Source organism: Egicoccus sp. AB-alg6-2, from assembly GCF_041821025.1.
GTDB lineage: Bacteria > Actinomycetota > Nitriliruptoria > Nitriliruptorales > Nitriliruptoraceae > Egicoccus.
In genome coordinates, this window is the sequence record NZ_JBGUAY010000006.1 from 398,987 (window position 1) to 422,456 (window position 23,470).

Sequence of the window (23,470 nt, forward strand, 5' to 3'; positions counted from 1 at the left end):
CCACGGTACCGCTCGACCCCAGACGATCCGGCGCCCGGCTTCAGCGTGGCCAGCCGGCGTCGACCAGTTCCTGCAGCGGGTCGGGCGCGGCGAGCAGTTCGTCGACGTCGAGGCAGCCGCGCGGGCGCAGGTCCCCGGGGAGCTCGGCGCACGCCCGTTGCTGCAGCCGGGCGGCCTGCAGCTCGCGCTCGGCCGGGATCGGCGCCCCCGGGAAGCCCGGCGTCCCGAGCAGCACCAGCTGGTGCAGCAGCGCGGGCGCCGCCGCGGTCGCGTCCTCGAACTGGAAGATCGCGTTGAGCTCGATGACGAGGCGGCCGTCCTCGAGGCGGGCGGAGGACTCCACCCCGGAGAACTCGAAGGCGGCGATACGCACCCACCCGTCGCTGCGTGCCCAGGCGCGGAGCCCGTCCACCGCCTCGTCGTAGCCACCGCCGGCGATCATCGCGCAGGCGCCCTGCATGGCGCGTCGGGCCGCGGCGCGCGAGCCCTCGTCCCCGATGATCTGGCCGCCCTGGAAGCAGGCGGGGCCCTGCTCGAGCTCGTCGGTCGGGCTGAACTGTGCCTGCCCGCGTTCGATGGTCACCTCGGTGCCGCCGGGCGGCCGGCGTTCCGCGGCGGTGAGCTCCTCGCGCCCGATGGTGGCCGTCGCGGCCCAGATGGTGACGCCGATCGCCACGGGGACGAGCAGCAGCATCGCGAGCACGAACCAGCGGTGCAGGACCGGCTCGCCGGTCGGCAGCGTCGGCAGGCCGTCACCCGCCAGTGGCGGGAGCGGCGGGACGGCACGGCCCTCGGGGGCGTCCTGGCTCACGGTCGACCTCGGACGGCGTCAGGCGTCGGCGCGCTCGTCGTCGCCGATGACGCGCCAGGTGTAGGTCTCGATCACCGGATTGGTGAGGAAGTCGGCACACATGCGCTGCACCAGGTCGGGCAGGTCCGCCTCGGGCGCGTCGACGTCGAGCTCGAGGTGCTTGCCGACCCGCACGTCGGCGACGCCGGTGAACCCGAGCCCCGGCAGCGCGCGTTCGACGGCGCGCCCCTGGGGATCGAGGATCTCGCGCTTGAGCAGGACGTCGATGGCGACGCGGGGCATGGAGCTCTCCGAGCGGCGGCGAGGGAAGGCGCGTCGTGGCGCACGCGCCCGAGACTAGCCGCCGGGCCGGCGCCGCCCGGCGGTCGGCAGGGCGGCACCGCCCGGCGGTCGGCAGGGCGGCACGCGACTCAACCGGTTCGTCGCGGCGAGCGCGCCGTCAGGGCGACAGCGCACGCAACACGGCGGTTCCCGTGTCCCCGCCGCGCCGCTGGCTACCGTCCCCGCCGCCATGACCCGTCGCCGCAACCCCGCCACCCTCGCCAGCGTGCTCATCGCCGGCGCCGCTGCGGCGATCCTCGCGGTGGCGCTGCAGGCCGGGCCGGACGCCGGCGAGCTGCCACCCGTCGACGAGGCCGCGGCCACGGCGAGCCCCGAGCCGACCACGGCCCCACCAGCCGAGCCCGAACCCGAACCTGAGCCCGAACCGGAGGAGCCGATCGAGGCCGTCCTCGGCGAGGTCACGGTCGAGGACCTGTCGGTGACGGGCACGGGACTCTACGGGCGCGGCTCGGGTGGTGACGCCGCCGTGCCCGTCGACGAGGCGGCGGTGGCGAGCTTCCGCGACGCGATGGTCGCCGTGGTCGACGCGCACCTGCTCGACCAGCAGCTCGGCGGTGTGGGCACCATCGACGCGGCGGCCCTGGTGGGCTCGGGCGAGGCGCTGCGCTTCCTCGGGCCCGAGCAGCGGCTGACCAGCGCCGACTACACGGTCCGGATCGGCGCCCGGGGCGGCCCCGAGTGGGGACGGGTCACGCTCGCGCTGCAACGCAAGGACGGCACCGCCGCCGTGGCCCAGCTGGTGTTCGCCCCCGGTGAACCCCCGATCCTGCTGGCGGCCCGCAAGTGACCGGCCGGGGTCTGCACCGGCTGTTCGTGGCTGCCCTCGTGGCGGGGCTGCTGTTCGGCGGCAGTGCCGTCGCACTCGACCGCTACGCGCTGCCCGCAGGGGACGGCGAGGTGCTGACGCTGCTGCTGCTCGGCTCGGACGAGGGCCCACCGCGCAGCGCCGACCCGTTCCGCGGGCGGGCGGACGGGTTCCAGATCCTGTTCGTCAGCGGCGATCGGCAGCACGCGACCTTCGTCTCGGTCCCCCGTGACGCCTGGGTGCCGGTCGCGGGCCGAGGCAACGGGCGCATCAACAACTGTCTCCTCGGCGGCGGCGAGCGCTGCATGGCCACGGTCGAGAACGAGTTCGGCATCGAGGTCGACGGCTACCTCGTCACCTCGATGGATGCGTTCAAGGCCGCGGTCAACGCCTTCGGCGGCTTGACCGTCGACGTCGCGACCCCGGTGAGCCAGGGCGGCGCGAGCATCACCAGTGCCGGCGTGCAGCAGCTGACGGGCAGCCAGGCGCTGACCTACGGCCGGGACCGCAAGACCCGTGCCGGCGGCGACCTCACCCGCTCGCGGGCGCAGGCCGAACTGCTCGCCGTCGGGCACCGGCAGCTGGTCGCCGAGGCCTCCCCCGACCGGGTCCTCGACGTCGTCTCGATCCTGCGCCGGCACACGGTCACGGACCTGTCCGGGCCGCAGCTCGCGCGGCTGGGGTTCGAGGCGCTGCAGCTGCCGCCGGACAACGTGCAGCGGGTCGTCGCCGAGGGCGACAACGCATTCGTCGGCGAGGCGGCGGTCGTGCGTCTGCGCGCCTCGGCGTACCAGGTGATCCGCGACGCCGCGGACGACGCGCGCGTCGGCTGAAGGAGCGCGAGGCACGCCTGCGCTCAGGCGGCCGCGGCCTCCGAAGGTGGCTCGACGGTGCGGGCCGCCCGCGCGTAGAGCGCGGCCACACCCGCGGCCCAACACCCGAAGACCAGCCACGGCACCGCCGCGAACGCCGGTTGCTGGGACAGTTGGTAGAGCGCGCCCCCGCCGATGTTGCCGACCACCCCGCCGACGGCCAGCGCCAGGCCGTTGACGCCGAAGAACGACGCCATCCGGTCGGGGTCGGCGAAGCGCGACACGAGGTTGTTCATCATCGGCTGGCACAGCACCTGGCCGAGCGTGAAGACCACGACCCCGACGTAGAGCGCGGCGGCGACGGGCGCGAACCCGATCGCCAGCAGTCCCCCACCGAGCAGCAGGGTGCCGATGGCCATGACGTGGAAGGCGTGCAGCCGCTGGCTGGCGATCCGCGACAACGGCACCAGCGTGAGCACCATCACGATCGCGCCGACGGCGTACACGCGTCCGAGCTGTGACGCGTCGGCCAGCAGCTCGCCGGCGCGGACCGGCACGGCGAGGTAGAGCTGACTCACCAGCGCCCAGGCACCGCCGGTCACCCAGGTGAAGTGCAGGAAGGTGCGGTTGCTGGCGACCTCGCGCAACGCGACCACGAAGGAACGCGCCACCTGCTCGTCACGCCGCAGAGCGGGCAGCCCGAACCAGGTCAGGACCGAGGTGGCGGCGAACAGGCCGGCGGAGACGAAGCACACCCAGCGGAAGTCGTAGGTGAGCAGGAGGCCGCCGACGACGGGGCCGAGGATGAAGCCGCCGTTGGAGAGCAGTTCACGCACCGAGTAGATCGTCACCCGGTCGCGGGTCGCGGTCAGCACGGCGTAGGTCGCGTAGCTGGCGGGATGGAACAGCGAGCCCCCGAACCCGGCCAGCACGGAACCGACCAGGAACACCGGCACGCTGTCGGCGATGCCGAACAGGCCGAAGCCGGCCGCACGGATCAGGACCCCGGCACAGATCGCGTTGCGGTAGCCGATCCGGTCGGCCAGGGCGCCCGACCAGACCATCATCCCCTGCTGACTGAAGCTGCGAACGGCGGCGATGACACCGACCACCGTGGCCGACAGCGCCACGTTCTCGAGCAGGTGGTAGGCGAACAGCGGGATCAGCAGGTAGAAGCCGACGGCCATCACGAACGTGTCGGCGAACATGACCCAGAACGGCAGCGGCAGACCTCGCAGTCGCTGCCAGGTCGCCTCGAGGCGCTCGCGTCTGCTGGCGCTCACGCCGACTCGGCGCGGTCGAGGGCGCGCAGCGACAGGGTCACGACCACGGCCGCGCTCAGGAACGGCAGGAAGGTCCAGAAGACCACCAGCACGCCGACGAGCAGGACGGTCAGCACGGCCAGCACGACCGTCACCGGGGCCTGGCGGACCGCCGCCGTCGCTGCCATGGCCAGCACCACCCGCAGCGGCAGGTCGTGGTGCCGGGCCAGCACCGGCACCAGCCACAGGTTGACCGCCAGCCAGACCAGGCCGAGGGCGCCGGTGCCGCCGAGCAGCACCGTCGCGACGCCCGGCGGACGGGTCGACAGGAACAGCGCGTTGAGCGCGAGCATCAGGCCGAGGGTCCCGCTGACGACACCCAGCGGCAGCGTCCGCCGCCACGTCAGCCGCCAGCCCTCGAGGACGTTGCGCACCATCCGGTCGTCGCCGTCACCGAACCAGCGGTCGATGCCGTACGCCAGGGCCACGGCGGCGCTCAACCAGGTGACCACCGGCAGGACGAGGACGAACCAGACCAGGTTGCCGACGACGAGGTTGACCGGGTGCTCGAGCCACCCGAGCATCCTGGTCTCCCAGCGTTCGCCCTTCATGGGCGCAGCATCGCCCACTAGCGGGTCCATTCCACGCAGTGCTGACCGGCGGGCACCGAGAGGCGGATCCGGCCCTCGGCTTCGGCCGACACCCGCACCGTCCCGGGCCGCACGCTGACCGGGGGATCGGCGGTCAGGGTCACCTCGACGTCGTCGGCGGTGGTGACCTCGACCCGCACCCCGAAGTCGTCCCAGGTCACGAACACGCTGGCGGTGTCCGCGGCGGCCACCTCACGGTCGCCGGCACGGGCGCCGGTCCCCTGCGCGAACCCGAGGATCTCGCGCGAGCCGGTGTGAGCGGTCACGGCCGCCTCGGCGTCCGCGTGCAGCGTCCCGGCGGTGGCCCCGCCGGTGGCCTCGAAGAGCACCACCTCGACGTCGTCGTCGCGCTCGATGCGCACCGCCCGTCCCTGGTCGGCGGGAACGTCGGTGACGACCGACTGTCGAGGGTCGTGGTCGTCGCGCGGGTCGAGGACCGTCAGGAACGTGGCCTGGCGCGCCGGGCCGGCATGCACCCGCAGCGTCTGCTGCACCCGGCGGATCTCGAGGCTCGGGGTGCTCGCGGTCGGGTTGGCGAAGATCTCGGTCTCGTCGATCTCGGTGTGGAGCGTCTCGGGCAGCACGTGATGGACGTCGAGCCGCGCCTTGGCCTTGCGGATGCGGTGCAGGCGGTCGGCCACCTCGGTGGCGGGGTGGTCGCTGTGCAGGAGCCAGGTCCAGGTGCGGTCCTCGTCCGCGCCCAGCCGGTCCAGCAGGATCGTGTGGCCCAGCGGGCTGAACCACAGGTGCCGGTCGACCTGCGTCACCGACAGTTGCGGGTCGTACATGGCGGCGGACTCGCCGACCGCGTGCACGTAGCCGGCCCCGGCGGCGTGTGACCGGATCCTGGCCTGGTGCTCGTAGGGCAGCTGCTTGTAGACGTGGTAGCGGTCCTCGTTGACGAACCCCTGTCCGTCGACGAGCACGAGGTTGTGGTTGGCCGCGCGCTTGCGGTTGGCGTAGCCGTCGTCGATGGCCAGGAACGCGTCGCGGCTGATCAGCACGAAGGCGTTGGCGTCGGGGTGGTGGTGACCGGCGTTGAGGGTCTCCCACTGCTGTTCCTGCCGGAACCGCTCCGCCCGCTCCCAGGCCTTGTGCCCGCCGCCGGGGCTGGCCTTGAACGACACCATCGTGGCGTCGGCGTCCCAGCCGCTCCGGGCGACCACGAGGCCGAGGTCGGGGAAGTAGCGCTGGGTGGGGAGCTCGCGCAGGTCCTGCTCGGGCACGGTGGGGTCGTACCAGAGCAGTTCCTGGAACGCCTCGGGCATGACGCCTGGCTTGACGCCGGACTCGTAGGCCTCGCGCCAGAAGCCACGTTCGGCGACCTGGCGGGCCAGCCACTGGGCCTGGGGCAGGCGGTACTTGCGCGCGAGCAGGTAGTAGAACGCCACGGAGTGGCCGCTGCGGCGGTCGTGGCAGTCACCGTGGTTGACGATCTCCTCGAGGTTGGGAGCCGCCTGGTAGAGCCGGTACCAGAACGTCTCACGCAGGTAGGGGCTGTCGGGGAACAGGTCGGTGCCCGTCGCCTGCTCGAGGACGTCGAGGTAGGTCGCGATCCAGGGCACCCCGTAGCGCCAGTACACGACGCCCTCGCAGTTGGACCCGTCCTCGGGCAGCAGTTCGAGCACGGCACGGAAGTTCTCCTCGGCCCGCTTGGTCCACTCGCGCGCCTCGGGATGCCGGTCCTGCAGCGCATAGCCCGCCGTGGCCAACCCCGCGTAACAGATCCAGTTGTGGTTCTGCCAGTAGGAGCTCGACCACCAGCCGCCCTCGGACTCGACGGCGAAGTCGTACAGCCGCTGCCCCTGCAGGAGCAGCTTCTCCTCGAGTTCGTCGCGCTCGGACGTGGGGAGCCGGTCCCCGATCCAGCTGTAGGCCAGGCTGAGGCCGTAGGACAGCCAGCCGGCGTCGAGGTCGTGGTCGGGCATGTGCGCCTTGCCCCAGTGGGGGTAGCGCGCCGCGGTGAAGATCCACCGCCTGGCCTCGTCGAGGTAGTGGTCCTGGTCGGTGAGCAGGTGCAGCAACGACAGGTTCGCCGCGGCGGGCCCGAAGAACGTGATGCTGGCGGTGGGGTGCTCGGCGGGCGGCTGCTGGTGGCGGTACCAGTCGGCCTGCTCGTACAGGCGGCGGAACTGCGGCGCCCGCACGTCGGCGACCTCGTGGCGCAACTGCTCGAGGCGCTGGCCGGGCAGCAGCAGACGGGAGCGGTCGGGCTGGGTCATCGGTTCACCACCAGGGTCGGGCGCAGCGAGGCGTCGCCGCGCTCCTTCGAATAGCTGTCCACGTTCACGTTCTGTCCTGACGGGTCACCGACCACGAGGGTGAGCGCGCCGCCATCAGCGGCTCGCACGGCGTCGGTCACGTCGATCCGGAACCGCTGCACGTCCTCGGGCGGGCCGGACATCGTGAACGTGCCGACGCGGCTGTCGGGTGTCAGGGTCGTCACCGTCGCGGTGTCCCACGTCAGCGTGTCCTCGGACCAGCCCGCGTCGCCGACGGCGTGCACCTCGAAGGTGAACGGCGGCGAGGTCGTGGTGGTCTCGTTGATCTTGGCCGACAGTTCGAGGTGGGCGCGCCCGACCTGCGCCGACTCGTCGACCTCGAAGCGGTACCAGACCAGCCGCTGGATCGACCCGCTGCTGTTCTGCTTCCACTTCAGCAGCGTCGCGGCGCCGGCGGTCGCGTCGGGAGCGCCGTTGTCGATCATGGTGTCGTCGGTCGGCAGCAGCACCTCGGCGGTCGGGTCCGGCTCGGGTTCGGGGTCGGGAGCCGGCGCTTCGGTGATCCGGACGTCCTCGCCGTTGCCCCGGATCACGTTGTCCGCGATCGTGAGGTCCTCGCCGGCGGCGACCCACAGTCCACCGGTGTTGCCGGTGATGCGGTTGCCGGTGATGGTGACGTCGGTGGGGATGCCCGCCCCGACGTCGTCGGCGTTGCGGTCGCCGGGATCGACGGCCAGGCGGATGCCCCAGAAGCCGGGAGCCCGGTTGCCGCTGATGGTGTTGTCGCGCACGACCGTGCCCGGGGCGTTGAGGACGAGGATGCCGTCGGCGCGGTCGGGGCGCGAGGTCGCCGTGATCGTGTTGCGTTCGATCAGCGTGTCCGGCGAGCCCATGTGGACCTTGATGCCCTCGCGGTTGCCGCTGATGGTGTTGCGGTGGATCCAGTTGCCGGGACCGGCCGCGTCGTGGTTGGACGGCGGGCTACCCCCGGTGTTGCCGAGTGCGATCGCGGCGGCAGCGCCGTCGCGGATGTCGTTGCCGCGGATCTCGTTGAGGTACTCGTCCTCGCCGTGCAGGTCGATCGCGTCGAGGACGATCTCGGTGAACACGTTGTCGGCGACCAGGTTGTTGTGGGTGAAGAACTGCAGCAGGACGCCGTGGCGGAGGTGCGGGCCGACGAAAGTCGAGTTGCGGACCACGTTGTGCCGGCTGTCGTTGGGGAACCCGAGCCGGTCGGTCTTCGCGATCCCCTGGATCGAAACGCCGTAGCCCTGTCCCCCGCCACCGACGCCGGTGGCGTCGCGGAAGGTGGCGCGCTCGACGACGACGTCGCGGCTGTTCTCGACGCGGACACCCATCCGCTCGAAGCGCTCGACCACCACGTCGGTGATGAGGATCCGCTCGCTGGGCCGCGACGCGGCGTCGGTCAGGAAGATGCCGTACTGCGGCCCGCCGCCGGCGTCGTCGGCCTGGTGGTCGGTGGAGAACGGCCCGTTGAAGGTGGAGGTGACGGTCACACCGCTCACCTCGACGTCGGCGACGCCGTAACCGCGCAGGACCTTGCCGGCGCCGTCACCCGACGACAGGTGCGAGCGCAGGATCGTCTCTCCGGCGCCCGCACCGCGCAGGGACACGCCGCTGCGGAGGGCGAGGTTCGCCGAGCGGTCGCTCGGCATGGTGGACACCAGGTCGTAGGTGCCGGCCGGCAGGACGACCTCGTCACCGGCCACGGCGGCCTCGAGCGCCGCGCGCAGGGCGGGCGCGTCGTCACCGCCGTCGTCGGCCGGGTCGGCACCGAAGTCGGTGACGTCGAGGGTGCGACCCGTGGTCGGGGCGGGGGCGAGAATCGGTCGTGGGCTCCCGTCGGGCTCGGTCAGTCCCGGTGCGGTGTAGGGCTCGGCGTCGGGATCGGGCTGCGGGGCATTGCCGGCCAGCTCCTCGACGACCGCGCCGTCGGGGTGGGGCGCGTACACGCGCGCCTCCGTGACGCTGTTCCACCCGCTGGCGGTGTTGCCGTACCCGAGGTAGCGGACGTAGCGCGCGTCGACGCCGTCCCGCGGGTCGACGCCGTCGAGCGCAACGGCTTCGAGGTCGACCGAGGTGCCCGAGGAAGCACGGTCGTCGGCGAGCACCTCCCAGGCGCTGCCGTCCGAGGACACCGCGATGCCGAACAGCGCCTGGCGCTGGTCGCCCTGGTGCCAGGCGACGCCGAGGTAGCCGACCCGCTGGACCGATCCGAGGTCGAGCGTGAGGTGTTCGGGGTCGTCGACGTCGAGGGTCTGCGCCGACCATCGCGTGGCGAGATCGCCGTCCAGCACGTTCTCGGGGATGTTGCCGTCGCTGGAGGTGGCGGTCACCTCGACGACGTCGAGCGGGCGGGGCGGCTCGTCGGCCGCGGCCGCCATGCCGGCGAGCGGCAGGACCGCGAGCAGGGCGGCGAGCAGGATGGTGACGGCACGGACGGTGGGGCGGCGCATCGAACGGCTTTCCGTCGGGTCGGTCGGCGGGCGGTGCTCAGAGCGATTGGCGGTGGATCCCCGAGGTGGTGCGGATCACGGCGTGGCCGTCCTCGACGGCGAGCCCGAGGACGTCGGGTCCGCTCGCACCGTCGGGCCGCCACAAGGTGACGAACCGTGCCCCATCGCCCTGGATGGTCCAGTCGACGCCGGTCACGGTCCGGGCGGGGTCGTCGGCGGGGCCGGGCAACGGCACCGGGCGGACGGCGGCGGCCTGCTCGGCGACGTGCCAGGTGGTGAGGTCCCCGGCGGGGTCGTGCCAGGTCAGAACGAACGCGCCGTCACGACCGGCGCGGATCGTGACCGGGACGGCGGGGCGGAACTGCAACGTCAGGTCGTGTTCGTCGTCGGCCGCGAGGGTGACGACGTCGAGCAGCCAGCCGTCGACGAGGTGCAGGGTCCGCCGCGCGGTGACGCCGGGATAGGCGTCGTCGGCGGTGGCGGACACCGTCGAGTGCCCGTCGCGTACGTCGAACTGTTCGAGACGACCGGTACAGGGCTGTTGGTCGCGGCCGTCGACGCAGAAGGTCGGATGTGCCCGCGTGCTCGCGTAGTGCTGGCGCAGCGCGCTGGCATAGGGGGTGATGCCCGCATCGGGCTGCCACGCGGCCTCGGACTCGACGTACAGCGACAGCTTGTCGAGGTGACCGTGCGAGCCGCCGTGCGGGCCGTGGTCGAGCAGGACGCGCCATGCGCCCCGGGGGGCCCGCAGAACCGTGTAGCCGACCTCGGCGAACAGGTCGCACGAGCCGCCACCGGCCAGCCCGGTCGGTGCCGTCGGACGCCCTTCGAGCCAGCCGCCCAGTCGTTGGTCCAACCGGTCGTCGCGGTCACCCAGCGAGGCCCGCGCGGCGGTCGCGACCGCGTCGATGCCTTCCGGCGCCACCAGCTGGCGGCCGATCGCGACCACCTCGAGGACCTCCTGGTCGGACACGTCGCGGCGGTACGGGCTGTCGTGCAGCGCCGGCAGCCTGCCGCCCGGCGCCGCGACCGCGGGCAGCACGGCCAACATCTGGCCGAGCCGGTCGCGGACCGGTGGCGGCAGGGCGTTGGCCCGCAGCCCGCGCAGGCTGAGCAGGTACGCCCGGAGCACGAACACGTGGTAGTAGGTCGCGCCCTCCCACTCCCAGCCGTCCGGACCGGTCGCGGCCAGGACGTGCGCGAACTGACCGTGCTCGCCGGTCAGCCACGGCGCCCGCCGTTCGTCGCCACCCTGCAGCCAGGCCGCGACGGCGCCGGCCGCGTTGAGCCAGGCGGTGTAGTTGTTGGGGAAGTCGTCGCGCTCGCCGACCAGGACCGCGCGGGCCTCGGTGACGTTGGCCGACACCGCGGCCGCGAACACGCCGATCCGGGCGTCGAGGTCGGGGTCGGTGAGCCCGGCCGCCCGCAGCGTCCACAGGCCGTGGCCGACGTTGGTGGCCCAGATCGCCTCGGTGAGGGCCTGGTGGAACAGCTTCCCCCGCAGCATCCAGGGCGCGGCGGCGTCGTTCCAGTCGCCCGTGCCGGCCGCGTCGTGCAGCGACAGCAGACGGCCGGCCACCTCGTGTGCCTCGGCGACGGGTGCCTCCCCGACCGCGGCCGCGTGCGCGAGGGTGCGCAGCCGCCTCGCCTCGGCCTGGTAGCGGTAGACGAGGGCGGCGCTGTCGTAGGGTTCGCCGTCGAGCACGCAACCGTGCGGGCAGTGGTGCTCCCCGGTCTCGGCGGTGGGCTCGCACAGTTCGGCGTGGTGGACCGGGCACACGTAGGCGTGCCACCACCCGCCGCGGCGCGGCAGCGACCCGCCGCGGCCGTCCGCCACGCCCGGACGGTCGCTGGAGGAACGCTCCTCCAGCGACGTGTGGCCGGTCGCGGTGGTCATGGCGTCGCTCACTTCATCAGGAGGCCGCCGTTGACCTCCAGGACCTGCCCGGTCACGTAGTCGGCCAGGGGCGAGACGAGGTAGAGCACGGCGCCCGCGACGTCGACGGGCGTGCCCTCACGCTGCAACGGGACCCCGGCGACGATGCCCTTGCGCGCCTCGTCGGGGGTGAAGGTGTCGTGGAAGGCGGTCTGCCCGATGAAACCGGGCGCCAGGGCGTTGACGGTGATGCCGTCGGCGGCCAGCTCCTTCGCCAGGCCCCGGGTGAACCCGTGCACGGCCGCCTTGGCCGTCGCGTAGGCGACCGAGCCGGCGCCGCCACCGTTGTGGCCCGCCAGCGAACCCATGTTGACGATGCGACCTCCGGTGCGCTTCAGCGACGGGATGGCGGCACGGCTGACGAGGAACGCCGACAGGACGTTGACGTCGATGATGCGGTGCCACAGGTCGCGGTCCATGTCGGCGATCGGACGCCGCTCGACGAGGTGGCCGGCGTTGTTGACCAGGATGTCGAGGTCACCGCCGAGTTGCTCGGTGGCGGCGGCCAGCAGCTGCTGCACCTCGGCCTCGTCGGTGGCGTCGGCCCTGACGGCGACCGCGCGCCGGCCGAGTTCCTCGATGTCGGCGACGGTCTGCTTGGCCTCGTCGGCGCTGTTGGCGTAGTGGACGACGACGTCGGCGCCGGCTTCGGCGAGCGCGATGGCGATGGCACGGCCGATGCCGTGGGCGGCGCCGGTCACCAGGGCGCGACGGCCGGACAGGTCGATCTGCATGGTGCAACTCCTCGAAAGACGAAGGGGTCGGTGGGTGGGAGCGGGCTCAGCCCTTGACGGCCACGCCCGACAGGCCCTGGACGAAGTAGCGCTGCGCGAACAGGAACAGCAGCACCATCGGGATCGTGGCCAAGGTCGTGCCCGCCATCAGGTAGGCCCAGGCGGTGGTCTCGGACTGCTGGAACACGGCCAGACCGAGCTGGATGACGCGCAGGTCCTGGCGGGTGGTCACCAGCAGCGGCCACAGGAAGTTGTTCCAGCTGTTCTGGAACTGCAGCAGGGCCACCGTGGCGATGGCGGGCTTGATCAGCGGGGTCATGATGCGGGCGAAGATGCCGAACTCGCTCATACCGTCGATGCGCGCCGCCTCCTCGAGGTCGCGCGGCAGCGTCAGGTAGAACTGGCGGAACAGAAAGATCGCGAAGGGGCTGATGCCGCCGGGGATGATCAGTGCCCACCAGGTGTCGAGCCAGCCGGTGCCGCCCTGCCCGAGCCAGTCGTTGCCGCCGAACAGCGGCATCATCTTCATCATGAGGAACTGGGGCAGGACCTTGACGTAGGTGGGCACCATCATCATGGAGATGAACAGCAGGAACACGAGCTCGCGCCCGCGGAAGCGCATGCGCGCCAGCGCGTAGCCCGTCATGGCACCGAAGACGACCGTGCCGGTGGTCTGGCCGAGCGAGATGAACAGGCTGTTGCGGAAGTAGTAGCCGAACGGGGCGGCACGCAGCGCCTCGAGGTAGTTCTCGAAACGCCACTCGCGGGGGATCCACGTCGGTGGGAACGAGGCGATCTCGACCGGGGTCTTCAGCGAGGTGAGCAGCATCCAGACGAAGGGCAGGACCATGAACAGCGACCCGGCCGTCAGCGTCGCGTAGAGCACCACGCGGGAGGCCTTGACCCGGCGTCGCGGGGGACGTGCCGTCCGGCGGTGGTGGGGCGGCTGCGGGTGCAGTGGCGCACCCTGCTGCAGCGCGTCGTTGTTGGGAGGCGTTGCGGTCTGGCTAGACATCGTCGGACCTCGTCAGCCGCTTGCTCAGGACGGTGAGCACGAAGATGATCGCGAACAGCAGCACGGCCTGGGCGCTCGCATACCCCATCCGGAAGCTCTGGAACGCGCTGCGGTAGACCTCGTAGGTCATCACGGTCGTGGAGTTGACGGGCCCGCCCTGGGTCATGACCCAGATCGAGTCGAACACCTGGAACGAGTCGATCAGCGAGATCACGAAGACGAAGAAGGTGGCGTACTTGAGCATCGGCACCGTGATGTGGAAGAACTGCTGTCGCTTGCCGGCGCCGTCGATGGACGCGGCCTCGTAGAGGTGCTCGGGGATGCCCTGCAGGGCGGCGAGGTAGATCAGCATCTTCACCCCGATGCCCTGCCAGATGCCCATCAGGATCACCGAGGGCATGGCGTAGCTCGGGTCACCGAGCCAGTTGATCCGGCCGATCCCGAAGACGCCGAGCGCGGCGTTGAACAGCCCGATCCGCGGGTTGTACATCCAGATCCACACCATGGCGACGGCGACCGTCGCGGTGACGTGTGGCAGGAAGAACGCGGCGCGGAACCAGGCCCGCGCCCGCAGTTTCTCGTTGAGCGCGACCGCGATCATCAGCGACAGGAACATCGCGAACGGCACGGTGAAGAAGGTGTAGACCGTGGTGTTCCAGATCGACTTGCGGAACGCCTGGTCGGAGAACATCGTGACGTAGTTGTCGATGCCGACCCAGCGGGGCGGGGTCAACACGCGGTAGTCGGTGAAGCTCAGCCACAGGGCGGCGATCACCGGGATCAGCGTGAACAGCACCATGTGCGCCACGGCCGGCGCGCACAGCAGGTAGCCGGCACGGCGCTGTCGGCGTTCGAAGCGTGGGTAGCGGGAGCGGCGCGCCCGTGCGTGCGCGACCGCGCCTGCCTCCACTTCGGGGGCTGCGGCGCTCATGTTGGGCCTCCTGGATGCTCGCGGACCACCGGGGACGGTGGGAACGGACCGAGGACGGGCGGGGCTTGCGCGGAGGGGGGATGGGCCCCGCCCGTCCTCGATCGCGTCAGCGTTGGATGGCTGCCTCGGTCAGGCCGGCCAGATCATCCAACGCCTGCTGGGGTGACTTGACCTCGAGCAGTGCCTCCTCGAGTGCATTGGCGAAGTTGCCACGGGCCTCCATCCAGGCCTCGGTGCCGCCCTCGGGGTAGGCGTACTCCAGGTTCTCCATGACGAACTGGACCAGGGCGTTGTTCTGGACGTACTCGCTGTCCAGCAGGTCCTTGTGCACGGGCACGTTGCCGCGCTGTTCGTTGGCGATCAGCGCCGCCTCGGGCGCCGCCAGGTGGCGGGCCAGGGCGATCGCCGCTTCGGGGTTGTCGGTGTTCTCGGCGACGTTGACGATGGTGCCGCCGTGGAAGAACGCCGGGCGCTCCTCGTTGATCACGAACGCACCGAGGTCGTCGAGGATCTCGGGGCTCGAGTCCTCCGCCACGCGCCACAGGTCGTTGTGACCGATCATCATCGCGGCCTGGTCGACCTGGATCAGGCGCAGGTCCGTGCCGGTGGAGAACCCGACCTCGGTGACGCCGTCCTCGTTGACCAGCGTGTTCATGAACTCGAGCGCCTCGACGCCCTCGGGCGAGTTGAACAGGACCTCCTGGCCCGATTCGTCGAACAGTTCGCCGCCGTTGGAGAACAGGAACGGCATCCAGATCTGGCGCAGGTCGTGGGCGAACAGGTCGAGGCCGGCCCGCTGCAGCTCGCCGTTGTCGTCACGGACGGTCAGCAGGTTGGCGTACTCGCGCAGCTCGTCCCAGTTGGTGGGCGGCTGCTCGGGGTCGAGACCGACCTCTTCGAACATCGACTTGCGGTAGATCCCGATACGGGCGTCGAGCATGAGCGGGATGCCGTACAGCTTCCCGTCGTACTGGGCGGCGCGCAGCACGGCCTCGTTGATGTCCTCGGACAGTTCCTCGACCGTCACGCCGAGCTCACCGAGGTCCTTGAGGATCCCCTGCGAGGCGAACGGTTCGATCCAGCCGACGCCCATCATCAGCACGTCGGGCACGAGACCCGAGGCGACGGCGGTGGTCAGGCGCTCGTTGAGGTTGCCGTAGGTGGTGTACTCGACGTTGACCGTCACGTCGGGATACTGCTCGTAGAACGCGGGCAGGATCTCGCCCTCGAGCGCCTCGGCGCCGCTGGAACCCTCGAAGAGCGGGGTCAGCAGGTCGATGGTGCCCGAGACCTCGGTGTCGCCGGTCGCGTCACCGGTGTCACCGGTGTCGCCGTCGTCGCCCGTGTCGGTGGTCTCGTCCGGGGTGTCGGTGGCGCCATTGCCGGACGCTGCCGGCTCGCTACCGCCGCCACCACAGGCTGTCAGCATCAGTGCCGCACCCAGGATCGATGCGAGCAGCTTTCGTTGCCGTCTCATTTGCCGCCTCCCAACGGTGAAGTGTTGCCCGCGGCCCAGGACTGGGCCACGTGGTCTGCAAGTTCGTGCACGGCGGAGGGACCGCCATGACGCATCGCGTGGTTCAGTGCTCCCCCGATGCCGAGTGCGAAGGCCCCAGCGGACCTCCACTGCCGGATGGAGTCCGGCTCGACGCCCCCGGTGGGCACCAGTCGTGCCCCGGGGAAGACCTGTCGCAGTGCGGACAGGTGTGCCGTCCCGACCGTGGCGGCCGGGAAGATCTTGATGGCGGGGGCGCCAGCGCGCAGCGCGTCGCCCACCTCGGTGGGGGTCAGCGCGCCGGGCACGACCGCGACCCCGAGCCGGTCACCGGACTCGATGATGGTCGCGTCCACCGTCGGCGACATCGCGAACCGGGCACCGGCCGCAGCCGCCGCCTCGAGGTCGTCGTCGGTGAGCACCGTGCCCGCGCCGACCACGACCTCGGCGGGGAACTCGTCGCCGAGCGTGCGGAGTACCGCCGCGCCGTCCGGGATCGTGAAGGTGATCTCGATCGCGCGGATGCCGCCGGCGGCGCAGGCGCGTGCCAGTTCCACGGCGTCGTCGGGCGTGTCGGTACGCACGACGGCGACGATGCCCGCCGCTCCGATCGCGTCGACCACCTCGGTGGTGCCCGGCACGGCCGTCATCGGGTCACCTCGACGTCCTGGTCGACCCAGATGCGGTAGTCGGCCGCGGTCGGGAACCCCTCGTAGTCGCCGAGGTGGGCCACCACGTGCGACGCCGCCCAGTTGCCGACCTCGATCGATCGCTTGAACGACAGGTCGGTGAGCTGGCCGTAGAGGTAGCCGGCGTTGAAGGCATCGCCGGCGCCGACCGAGTCGACCGCCTGCACGGGCCACGCCTGCTGGTGCACGACGTCCCCGTCGCGGTAGCCGATGGCGCCGAGCTCGCCGCGCTTGATCACGATGGTGGGGAAGCCGTGGCCCATCAGGGTCTCGACCGCAGCATCGAGGGTGTCGGTACGGGCGAGCAGCATCGCCTCCTGCTCGTTGCAGAGCAGGTCGGTCACGTAGGGGAACACCGCGCGACAGGCGTCGATCGCCTCGTCGACGCTCCACAGCTTCAGGCGCAGATTGGGGTCGAAGCTGATCGACATCCCGGCGGCGGCGGCGATCTCGACGGCGCGCTCGACGGCCTGACGGGGGGCGGCGCCCAGCGCGAGGGTGACGCCGGTCACGTGCAGACGACGGGCCGCCGTGATCCGTTCGGCCACGATGTCGTCCGGCTCGAGACACGAGGCGGCCGAACCCTGACGGTAGTAGTGCACGCGCACGTCGCCGGGGGCCCGCCGCTCCTTGACCATCAGGCCCGTCGGCTCGGGACGCCGCGCGACGCCGTCGACGTCGACGCCTTCGCCGCGCAGCAGCTTGAGGATCTCCTCGCCGAACCCGTCGTTGCTGACCGCGCTGATCCACGAGGACGCCAGCCCCAGCCGGGCGAGCCCGATGGCGGTGTTGGACTCCGCCCCACCGATGGACTTGCGGAAGGTGCGCACGGTCTCGATCCGACCGGTCTCCTGACCGGTCAGGCAGACCAGGGTCTCGCCCAGGGTCACCAGATCCACGCGTACCTCGCCTCTGCCTCGCGCCCACCGCCCCGACGTCCCATTCGCAGGGCGTTCACACTTGCGAACGCTGTTCTGATAGGCGAACATAGGCGCAGCCGATCGGGCACGTCAAGTGCCGCCCCGATCCGGCGCCGGCCCGCCGGGTCGGCGCCGCCCCCGCCGCTACCGTGGCGTCGGGGGTCGGGGAGCGACGACAAGGGGAGCGCCATGACCGACACGGAGACGCGCGAGCAGCACCGGCCGGTGAAGTCGTCCGAGCGCACGCTGGAGATCCTCGAGCACCTGGCTGCGGTCGGCGAACGCCGCACCCTGGGCGAGCTCTCGCGCGACCTGGGGATCCCCAAGTCCAGCCTGCACGCGATCCTGCGCACGATGCAGGAGATGGGCTGGATCCGCACCGACCCCAGCGGCCTGCGCTTCGGCCTGGGCGTGCGGGCCCTGCTGGTCGGGGCGTCGTACGTCGACAGCGACGACGTGGTCGCGCTCACCGCGGACACGCTCGACGCGTTGGCGGAAGAGGTCGGCGAGACGGTCCACCTCGGCCGCTTGGACGGCGCGGACGTGGTGTATCTCGCCAAACGCGAGTCGAAGCATCCCTTGCGGCTGTTCTCCGCCGTCGGCAGACGGCTGCCGGCACATGCGACCGCCCTGGGCAAGGCGGTGCTGTCGATGCAGGACCCCGCCGCGGTCCGGGTGATGCTCCCCGACCACCTGCGCGCGCTGACGCCGAACACGATCGTCGACCACGAGCGGCTGCGCGAGGAGCTGGCCGCGATCCGTGCGCGCGGCTACGCGATCGACAACGAGGAGAACGCCGAGGGCATCCGGTGCATCGCGGTCGCGATCCGCCGCGATGGCCTGGTGCGCGACGCGATCAGCTGCTCGGTACCGATGATCCGCATGAACGCCGACGCCGAGGCCGGCATCGTCGAGGCCATGCTGCGCGCCCGCGAGCGCGCCGAGTCGCGCCTGGGTTTCGAGCGCCACTGAGGGCGCCCTCGTCGTCCGCCGCCGCGCGCGGTGGTGTGCGCTCTTGCCGCTCACACGGGGAGCGCCCTTTCGGTCAGGGCAACCCTGTGCTTAGTGTTCCAGATCTCGAACGCCGTTCACATAAGTGAACGGCAAGACGGGAACTGGGAGACCACCCATGATCGCGACCGCATCCCGTGCGGCGCTGACCGGCCTGCTGGCCGTCGCGCTGCTGCTGAGCCTCGCCACCCCGGGTCTGGCGGCCAGCCCGCCGCTGATCCCCGGTGAGTCCACCGGCGACGACCCCGACGAGGCCTGGTGGGAGGGCATCGTGGTCCCCGAGACCGGGGTGCTCCCGGCCGCGGAGACCCATCCGAGCCTGTATTTCACCGCCGACGAGATCCCGGAGTTGCGGGCGAGGGTCGCCGGCGACCGGCCCGATCCCCATGGCTTCTACGCCGGCAACTGGGACCGGGTGGTCACCGACGCCGACCGCTGGCTGTCCGATCCTGTCAGCGACAACGACGACGTCAAGACCCGGGCCTCCAAGGCGCTCGCCTTCGCCTGGGTGATCACCGGTGACGTGCGCTACCGCGACCACGCCGTCGCCAACCTCGTCGCGGCGTTCGAGAACCTGCAGACCACCGACCAGTACGTCGCGATGCAGATGACCAACTACGCCGTCGCCTACGACTGGGTCATGGCCGAGGGCGTCGCCGACGACGCCCCCCCGATCCCGGCGACCGACGTCCAGGCGATGCGCGACGCGATCAAGGTCGGCGCGACCTGGATGGACGAGTACCTCGACCGCCCCGGCGTGCGCAGCCACAACCACCGCTCCAAGGTCGGCGCCGCGCAGGGTTCGTGGGCGATGGCGTTCGCCGAGGACCCCGACGCCCAGGCCTACCTCGACAAGGGCATGGCCAACCTCAACCGGGTCTGGTCCTACATGTTCACCGCCGACGGCATCCACCGGGACGGCGCCGGGTACTACTGGATCTTCACGGTCATCAACTCGACGCCGTTCCTGTGGCACTACAAGAACGCCGCCGGCCAGGATCTGTTCCCGCTGCTGCAGCCCGCGTTCGAGTGGCAGCTGAAGACCTCGAACCCGAAGGGCTGGACCCCCAACATCGAGGACGGCTGGTTCAAGCACACCTGGCTCGTCACCGTCGCCTCCGCGTACGAGGACACGCCGACCGATCTGCACGCGTCGGCCAGCCTCGGCGAGCTGTTCCAGTGGCGGTTCTTCGCCACCGACCACGAACCCGTGCGCTACCCCGACGACTTCACCGGCGCCCGCAACCAGTACTACGCCTGGCCGGACGAGATCGTGCTCTACGACTCCTCGCTGGGCGAGACGCAGCCGGCGGCGGACACGGGGACCATCGACTTCGACGCCGGCCCGCGGGGCGGGGCGACCGTCTTCCGCAGCGACTGGGACTTCGCGCGGCCACACACCCGCTGGGCCTACTTCGAGGGCACGGCGATGAGCAACAACCACGACCACGCCGACGCACTGCAGTTCATCATCGACGCCGAGAACACGATCCTGGCCAACGACAACGGCTTCGGGCCGCAGCGGTTCAGTGGGCGCAACGAGTGGAAGGGTGCGGACAACCACAACGTGATCACGGCGGACGGGGCCGCGCTGGGCGACCCGGACCCGACGTCGCACTTCCTCGACACCGGGTTCTTCGACTTCGCCGAGAAGTCGGCCGCGTACTTCGACGACCCCGACGCCCGCCACACCCGTGCCCTCGCGTTTCCGGGGCAGGACTACTTCGTCGTCGCCGACACCCTCCAGGCCGACACCGACAAGACCTGGATCTCCCGCTACCACAACCGGGGCGAGCTGGTCGGCGCCGCCAACCGCTGGCGCTGGACCACCGAGGCCGGACCGTGGGGGGACGCGGCGAACATGCACGCGTTCGTCCTGCCCACCGACGCCAACGTCGCCACCGCAGCCGGTCGCTTCAACCCCTACGGCGACGGCAGCAACCGGGCCGGTGCGCAGTACCCCGACCCCGTGAACGACGTCGAGGACGTGACCAAGCTCGAGATCACCCAGACCGGCACGCAGGCGCAGTACCTGAAGGTGCTCGTGCCGGGCGCGGTCGGTGACACCGCTCCCGCGTTCGACGACCTGTCGGTCGGCGACGTCCTGGCCGCCCGCGTCACGACCGATGCAGGGGTCGACGTCTTCGGCTCCCGCGCCACCGCCGGCACGATCGCCGCCGACGGCGTGCGGGCGGACGCCTCGTTCGTGTGGACGCGTCAGGTCGGCGACGCCCTGCAGCAGGTCGCGGGCCGTGACCTGACCAGCGTCGCGGTCGCCGGTACCCCGATCGCCACCACCGACCGGGCGGTCGCCCTGGCCCTCGACGTCGCCGACCCGCGGACCTGGAGCGGCCAGCTGGCACGTGACACCGACGGGCCGACCGAGCTGACCCTGACCCCACCGACCGGGCGTTCGCTCGTCGAAGCCACCCTGGACGGTGCGCCGGTGACGGCAGCACCCGCCGGCGACGGCGTCACGCTGACCCTGCCTGCGGGCGGTGACCTCGTCGTCATCTTCAGCGCGGCCGAGGCGGCGCCCGACGCCCCGACGGGCCTGCGCGCCCGCGCCGAGGAAGGTGGCATCGCCCTGCACTGGGACGCGACGGCCACGGCGGTCGACTACGAGATCCTCCGCACCGTCGGCGACGGCGACGAAGCGGCGATCGCGGTGGTCGACGCCCCGGCCCATCGCGACACCGATGTCACGACCGGTGCCGACCACACCTACCGGGTCGTCGCCCGCAACGAGGCCGGCGCGAGTGCGCCGTCCGCGTCGGTCACGGTGACGGCCGGGTTGCAGGCGCCGGACGCTCCGACGGGGCTGCAGGCGGTGACCTCCGACGGAACGGTGCAGCTGAGCTGGAACCGCGCCGTCGACGCCGACACCTACCGGGTCCTGCGGGCGAGCGGTGACGGGGCGTTCGCCGAGGTCGCGCACGTCGGCGTGACCGCGTTCACCGACCGCGGGCTCACGAACGGCACGACCTACCGGTACGCGGTCGTCGCGGTCAACGACGCCGGCGAGAGTGCGCCGTCCGAGGAGGTCACGGCCCGACCGCTCGCCGAAGCACCCGACGCCCCGACCGGCGTGCGGACCGGCCGTGGGAGCGGCGAGGTCACCTTGCGGTGGGATCCGACGCCCCGCGCGACCTCCTACGACGTCGCCCGCGCCACCACGGCCGGGGGCCCCTACACGGTGGTCGCCGAGGATCTGACCGACACCGCGTGGCGGGACACCGACGTCACCGATGGCACGACCTACTACTACGTCGTGCATGCCGGCAACAGCTCGGGCACCGGTCCGGCATCGCGTGAGGCGCTGGCGGTCGCGGGCTGCACGCCGACGATCCCGATCGGTCCCGACGTCGCCAACTACGTCGAGGCCGAGGATCACGCCGTGCTCGCCGGCGCGTTCGAGCAGTTCGACGACCCGGAACGTTCCGGGGGCGCGTACCTGCAGTCGCTCGGTGGCGGCGGAGCCGGCTCCGCCCCCACCGGGCAGGACTACCTGCGCTTCGACCTCGAGGTCGAGGAGCCGGGTGCGTACCGCGTGTGGCTGCTCGCCCAGGGCGACGACACCAGCTCGGACAGCTTCTGGATCCAGGTCGACGCCCAGGAACCGTTCCAGGCCATCATGGACAACTCGCGACAGTGGCGGTGGAAGACCGCGGCCAGCGTCGCGCATCTCGACGGCGGTTTCCAGACGCTGACGGTCCACCACCGCGAGACCGGTGCGCGCATCGACAAGCTCCTGCTGGTCCGCGACACCGGCTACACCCCGACCGGCCTGGGTGGTGACGCGCTCACCCCGACGCCGTGCGAGGACGCGTGTGTCGAGGCCTACCCGGTGGACGGGACCGAGCTCAGCTTCGTCGAGGCGGAGAACTTCCAGGCCGTCTCGGGGGACATCCGGGTCGTCACCGATGCCGAACGCAGCGGCGGCGCCTACCTGCAGGCAGGGCCGACCGCACCGAGCATCGACCCGGAAACCGACGCGTGGGCCGCCTACGAGCTCGACGTGTCGGTTGCAGGCGACTACCGGATGCTCGCGCTCGGCTACGGCCCCGACAGCTCGTCGGACTCGTGGTGGGTGGCCGTCGACGACGCACCGCCGTCCTCACAGTTCAACCTCGACCGGTCGTGGACCTGGAAGCTGTCCACGAATCCCAACCGCGTGACGCTGCCCGAGGGGCGCGTGACGCTCTACCTCAAGGCACGCAAGCCCGGCTCGAACGTCGACAAGTTCCTGTTGACGATGTCCGGGCACACCCCGACCGGCCTCGGTGGCGACGCGCTGCCGGCCCCGGGATGCCCAGACGACGAGCCCGAACCCCAGCCGCCGGCGTCGCCGACGGACCTGTCCGCCCGACTCCTGGGCGACGACATCGTCCTGAGCTGGGCGGCGGCCGCGGACGCCGACACCTACACGGTGGTCCGTACGCAGGAACTCGAGGGTGGGTGGGAGCCGGTCGCCGAGGCGATCACCGCCACGACGTTCACCGACGACGCCGTCACCGCCGGCGAGACGTACAGCTACGCGGTCTTCGCGACCAACGACGACGGCGACAGCCGACGGTCGACGACGGTCACGGTCACCGCGGGTTGCACGCCCCACTGGACGCTGGGCGCGGACGCGCCGCTGTGGATCGAGGCCGAGACGACCTCGGCCAGCGGCGGGGACTGGATCGTCCACGAGGACGACGACCGTGCCGGCGGGGGCTGGATCCAGCTGTCTCCGGACGCGGCCCGGGACGAACCGGCGGAGGACTGGTTGCGCTACGACCTCGAGGTCACCGACACGGGCGACTACGCGCTGTGGTATCTCGGGCGCGGGTTCGACACGAACTCGGACTCGCTGTGGCTGCAGGTGGACGGCGAACCGCTCGTCCAGGCGGGCGTCGGCGCCGGGGACTGGAACTGGCGCAACCCGGGCACCTTCACGCTCACCGAGGGTCGCCACACGCTGTGGTTCCGCAACCGTGAGCCCGGCGCCGCGCTGGACAAGCTGCTGCTGACCGCCGACACCGGCGTGCGCCCGAGCGGCCTCGGCGATGCGGGCGTCACACCTCGAAACTGCGGCCCCTGCGCGCAGCCGGACACGCGCAGCACGGTCGTGGTCCGCGGCGCCGACACCGGTGTGCCCAATCTGGACCGCGGCGACGGCTGCACGATCAACGACCTGATCGACGACGGCCCGCACGACAACCACGGTCGGTTCGTGGCACACGTCAGCGAGGTCACCGAACAGCTCGTGGCCGACGGCGTGATCACGGCCGAGCAGCGCGACACCATCATGAGGTCTGCAGCGCGCCGACGCTGAGCGCGGCGTGCTGGCGGATCGACGACAACTCAGCAACC

17 protein-coding genes are annotated in these 23,470 nt (G+C 71.5%); 4 read left to right on the forward strand and 13 right to left on the reverse strand.

Going from position 1 to position 23,470, the window contains the following annotated elements; all coding sequences use genetic code 11:
* Positions 1 to 40: 40 nt before the first annotated feature.
* Together ACERMF_RS13515 and purS are read right to left on the reverse strand one after the other, a co-directional pair.
* Entirely contained in the window at positions 41 to 811 is a 771-nt protein-coding gene (locus tag ACERMF_RS13515; RefSeq protein ID WP_373669625.1) for a hypothetical protein, read from the reverse strand.
* A gap of 18 nt (positions 812 to 829) precedes the next feature.
* Positions 830 to 1,093 (reverse strand): phosphoribosylformylglycinamidine synthase subunit PurS, encoded by a 264-nt coding sequence (gene purS, locus ACERMF_RS13520; protein ID WP_373669626.1) that lies wholly within the window; start codon positions 1,091 to 1,093, stop codon positions 830 to 832.
* A gap of 229 nt (positions 1,094 to 1,322) precedes the next feature.
* On the opposite strand from purS, the gene ACERMF_RS13525 reads away from it, so the two are divergent.
* Both ACERMF_RS13525 and ACERMF_RS13530 read left to right on the forward strand, forming a co-directional pair.
* Positions 1,323 to 1,940, forward strand: a complete 618-nt coding sequence (locus tag ACERMF_RS13525) for a hypothetical protein (RefSeq protein ID WP_373669627.1) — start codon at positions 1,323 to 1,325, stop codon at positions 1,938 to 1,940.
* Positions 1,937 to 2,791 carry an LCP family protein gene (locus tag ACERMF_RS13530; RefSeq protein WP_373669628.1) on the forward strand — a complete coding sequence of 285 codons (855 nt, stop codon included), beginning with the start codon at positions 1,937 to 1,939 and terminating at the stop codon, positions 2,789 to 2,791. The genes ACERMF_RS13525 and ACERMF_RS13530 overlap by 4 nt, the downstream gene beginning before the upstream one ends.
* A gap of 23 nt (positions 2,792 to 2,814) precedes the next feature.
* Here ACERMF_RS13530 and ACERMF_RS13535 read toward each other — a convergent pair whose 3' ends face one another.
* The 11 genes from ACERMF_RS13535 to ACERMF_RS13585 all read right to left on the reverse strand — a co-directional run bounded on the left by ACERMF_RS13535 (position 2,815) and on the right by ACERMF_RS13585 (position 17,080).
* Complete coding sequence (locus ACERMF_RS13535) at positions 2,815 to 4,053, reverse strand: MFS transporter (RefSeq protein ID WP_373669629.1); 1,239 nt, start codon at positions 4,051 to 4,053, stop codon at positions 2,815 to 2,817.
* The gene (locus ACERMF_RS13540) at positions 4,050 to 4,661 is read right to left on the reverse strand and encodes a DUF624 domain-containing protein (protein ID WP_373669630.1); all 612 of its coding nucleotides are present in this window, start codon (positions 4,659 to 4,661) and stop codon (positions 4,050 to 4,052) included. Before ACERMF_RS13540 ends, ACERMF_RS13535 begins: the two co-directional genes overlap by 4 nt.
* Entirely contained in the window at positions 4,661 to 6,904 is a 2,244-nt protein-coding gene (locus ACERMF_RS13545; RefSeq protein ID WP_373669631.1) for a DUF4962 domain-containing protein, read from the reverse strand. The genes ACERMF_RS13540 and ACERMF_RS13545 overlap by 1 nt, the downstream gene beginning before the upstream one ends.
* On the reverse strand, positions 6,901 to 9,381 hold the full coding sequence (locus ACERMF_RS13550) for a right-handed parallel beta-helix repeat-containing protein (RefSeq protein WP_373669632.1): 2,481 nt from the start codon (positions 9,379 to 9,381) through the stop codon (positions 6,901 to 6,903). Before ACERMF_RS13550 ends, ACERMF_RS13545 begins: the two co-directional genes overlap by 4 nt.
* Before the next feature lie 37 nt (positions 9,382 to 9,418).
* Positions 9,419 to 11,278, reverse strand: coding sequence for a heparinase II/III family protein (locus ACERMF_RS13555; RefSeq protein WP_373669633.1), 1,860 nt, complete (start codon positions 11,276 to 11,278; stop codon positions 9,419 to 9,421).
* Between the two features lie 8 nt (positions 11,279 to 11,286).
* Positions 11,287 to 12,051, reverse strand: a complete 765-nt coding sequence (locus ACERMF_RS13560; RefSeq protein WP_373669634.1) for a 3-oxoacyl-ACP reductase family protein — start codon at positions 12,049 to 12,051, stop codon at positions 11,287 to 11,289.
* A gap of 46 nt (positions 12,052 to 12,097) precedes the next feature.
* Entirely contained in the window at positions 12,098 to 13,066 is a 969-nt protein-coding gene (locus tag ACERMF_RS13565; RefSeq protein ID WP_373669635.1) for a carbohydrate ABC transporter permease, read from the reverse strand.
* Positions 13,059 to 13,997: a carbohydrate ABC transporter permease gene (locus ACERMF_RS13570; protein WP_373669636.1), complete on the reverse strand. Its 939-nt coding sequence runs from the start codon at positions 13,995 to 13,997 to the stop codon at positions 13,059 to 13,061. Before ACERMF_RS13570 ends, ACERMF_RS13565 begins: the two co-directional genes overlap by 8 nt.
* Positions 13,998 to 14,103: 106 nt before the next feature.
* On the reverse strand, positions 14,104 to 15,474 hold the full coding sequence (locus tag ACERMF_RS13575; protein WP_373669637.1) for an extracellular solute-binding protein: 1,371 nt from the start codon (positions 15,472 to 15,474) through the stop codon (positions 14,104 to 14,106).
* Positions 15,471 to 16,142, reverse strand: a complete 672-nt coding sequence (locus ACERMF_RS13580; protein WP_373669638.1) for a bifunctional 4-hydroxy-2-oxoglutarate aldolase/2-dehydro-3-deoxy-phosphogluconate aldolase — start codon at positions 16,140 to 16,142, stop codon at positions 15,471 to 15,473. The genes ACERMF_RS13575 and ACERMF_RS13580 overlap by 4 nt, the downstream gene beginning before the upstream one ends.
* Positions 16,139 to 17,080 carry a sugar kinase gene (locus ACERMF_RS13585; protein ID WP_373669639.1) on the reverse strand — a complete coding sequence of 314 codons (942 nt, stop codon included), beginning with the start codon at positions 17,078 to 17,080 and terminating at the stop codon, positions 16,139 to 16,141. Before ACERMF_RS13585 ends, ACERMF_RS13580 begins: the two co-directional genes overlap by 4 nt.
* Before the next feature lie 210 nt (positions 17,081 to 17,290).
* Between ACERMF_RS13585 and ACERMF_RS13590 the strand changes: the two genes are divergently transcribed.
* Both ACERMF_RS13590 and ACERMF_RS13595 read left to right on the forward strand, forming a co-directional pair.
* On the forward strand, positions 17,291 to 18,073 hold the full coding sequence (locus tag ACERMF_RS13590) for an IclR family transcriptional regulator (protein ID WP_373669640.1): 783 nt from the start codon (positions 17,291 to 17,293) through the stop codon (positions 18,071 to 18,073).
* 157 nt (positions 18,074 to 18,230) lie between these two features.
* On the forward strand, positions 18,231 to 23,432 hold the full coding sequence (locus ACERMF_RS13595; RefSeq protein ID WP_373669641.1) for a fibronectin type III domain-containing protein: 5,202 nt from the start codon (positions 18,231 to 18,233) through the stop codon (positions 23,430 to 23,432).
* Positions 23,433 to 23,470: the final 38 nt, after the last annotated feature.